Raw genomic sequence first — 2,439 nt, 5'->3', positions numbered from 1 at the left:
GCAAGCAATTTCTTGATTCCGGTCAAGCCGAGCACGCTCTAAGTGTCTCCGCCCCGGACTTTTTGATCCACCTTCGCCAAGCCGATCAGAATGTCCTGCTGAAGGTCCTTGAGGCCGTAGCCGACCGCTCCAGCGGCGAAGGTCATGCACCGTTGTAGAATGGCACGACATAGGGCCCCTCGGGGATGAAGGCGATGTCCGGGTCATCATGGCGCGCGACGGCTTCGCGCACAGCGGCGTCGATATTCGTCGCCATGGTCACGCCGGTGATCCGCTGCTCCTCCCTATCGAGCCCGGTAGTGTAGAGGGAGACACTGCCGAGGCGCGTTGCCTTGAGCTGCATTTCGGTCTGCCACTCATCGACCTCGGCCAGTGTTTTCGCCGTCAGCGTTGCGAGAAAACGCTCGGACCCCATTGAGACCAGCCGCGCCTGTGCCTCCCGGAACTCGGGCGAGCCGAAACCCTCCGAGCAGGCGGAGGCGATGATGAGCGTGCCGCCGGGCTCCAGGATGTCGAGGGGTGTGACCATGCCTTTGACGGTCTGGTAGTAGGTCTTGTCCAGCGGATAGCCGGCGGAGGACGTAACGATGGTCTTGTAGCGGCGCTTGACCCCGATCTTGGTCGAGGCGGTGACGAAATCCACGGCGGCAAGGTGGCTCGCGATGATTTCCCCGAACGTGACGTGGACGAGGTCGCGGTCCTCGTCGATGACGGTGTTGAGCGCGTAGAGATCGCCAAGCCGCCTCACGACTTCAAGTTGTTCCTCATGGAGCGGGTTGCCGGCCAGATTGCACTGAACCGCCAGCGGATCTTCCATGAAGCGCGCCGAGTGAAAGGTGCGGATCGTTTCATGATGTGCGACGCCGGGGGCAACAACCTTGCGGCCGCCGGACCAGCCCGCCATGAAATGGGGCTCGACCAAGCCGGTCGCGATGCGCAGATCCGCGTCTACGAAGCGGCGGTCGATGCCGATGGGCGTGCCGCGCGTGGCGGTCACACCAAGATTGACGTGCATCCCGTCGTCCCGCGCGAAATGGTTCTCGACTCGTACGTTCGTCAAGACCCATGGATCGCCGACCAACTCGGCGAGTTCCTCCCCCTCGTTCGGGCGGTGCAGGCCAGTGGCGACGAGCACCGTAATCGCCTCCAGCGGGATGCCTTCCCCAGCCATGATTTCAATCATGGGGCGAAGAAACAACCGGTTGGGCACGGGGCGCGTGATGTCGCAGATGAGGATGCAGGCGCTCTTCTTGCCCCGCGCAAGCTGAGCCAGCGGGGCCGAGCCGATGGGGAAGGCGAAGGACTGAGCGATCGCACCATGCGGGTCGGGCAGCTTGGGCATGGCCATCTTGCGGATCACTGTGGCCCGCGCGCCGGTTGGCAGTTCGACTGGCAAATGGCCTTTTCCGAACAGCAGCTCGATCCGCTCAACGCTCATGTTTGGGCTCCCTCATTGCCGCAACACTACGACCCAATGCCCAGATTGAGCAATTAGGAGCGGCGAGACGCCTTAGCAGAGCCCGCACGCGCGTCCGGCAAATCGTCTGTCTCAGATGCGGCTGCGCTCGACCCGCTCATCCACGAAGCCGGGCTGTCGACGCTTTCCGGCCTCACAAACCGTGGGTCAGCAACAGACTGCTATCCGTGACCGTGCGTCCAAGCCCCTGCAGCACTGCCACTGTGGTCCCTCCAGCGTGACCAGTCGGGTCAAACTGCACGAAAGCGTTCTGCCCCTGGTCCACAACCGTCACGTAGCCGACCAACGCATGGGTCGATGCATTGGTTGTAAGTCCAGCCGCACTGACGAGCGCCGTAAAGTCCAACACATCTGCCGTGTTGCTAAACCCATCAACCGAATCAGTTATGCCGGGGGAAAGCAGGGTTGTCCGGAGGTCCATCCCTGGCAGGAACTGCATCGCAACATCAGAAACAGTGGATCCGATCGTGGCGTGGCTACCCTGTAGGGCCGACGACGTTGGCGATGCGACTTGAACACCGGTTCCATCTACGCCGGAGTAGAAGACGGTTGTACTTGACCCATCAGTGGCGAAGTGCTGCAACGAAGACTGGCCGTTCGTGTAATCTAACACTGTCGTCAGTTGATTGCCAGTTGGCGCGCCGTTTGTAGGATCCGTGCTGCTGAACAACGTTGCCGTCTGCGTCACGGTGTTGGACGGATTGTAGGCATATACCAAGGCAGTACCGTCGGTGTTGTCGACTACTGTCGATATCAGCGTGCCGGCCGGGGCGCCATTGGTCGAATCCGTCCCGCTGTAGCGTGATGTTGCTTGTGACACCGTGCTCGATGGATTGTAGGCGTAAACTAATGACGTCCCGTCGGTATTGTCGACGATATCTGAAATACGTGTGCCGGCTGGCGCTCCATTGCTGGGGTCCGTCCCGCTGAACTTTGTTGTCACCTGTAGCACGCTGCTCGAG

At 61.2% G+C, this 2,439-nt stretch carries 2 protein-coding genes; both read right to left on the bottom strand.

The genetic code is table 11. The annotated features are described in order from the left end of the window. Nucleotides 1-142 precede the first annotated feature (142 nt). Complete coding sequence (gene larA, locus GSQ76_RS12520) at nucleotides 143-1,438, bottom strand: nickel-dependent lactate racemase (protein ID WP_158744250.1); 1,296 nt, start codon at nucleotides 1,436-1,438, stop codon at nucleotides 143-145. Between the two features lie 172 nt (nucleotides 1,439-1,610). Beyond that, nucleotides 1,611-2,439, bottom strand: an 829-nt coding sequence (locus tag GSQ76_RS12515) for a hypothetical protein (protein WP_216851030.1), incomplete at its 5' end; no start/stop codon positions are given.

The sequence above is a fragment of the Acidisphaera sp. L21 genome (assembly GCF_009765685.1).
In the GTDB taxonomy this organism is placed as follows: Bacteria; Pseudomonadota; Alphaproteobacteria; order Acetobacterales; family Acetobacteraceae; genus LMUY01.
Note: the sequence above shows the minus strand (reverse complement) of the source record. Positions and strands in the feature narration are given on the sequence as shown.

Bases quoted from the DNA above. Each gene is read 5' to 3' on its own strand.
- larA (WP_158744250.1), bottom strand. From the start codon at position 1,438: ATGAGCGTTGAGCGGATCGAGCTGCTGTTCGGAAAAGGCCATTTGCCA.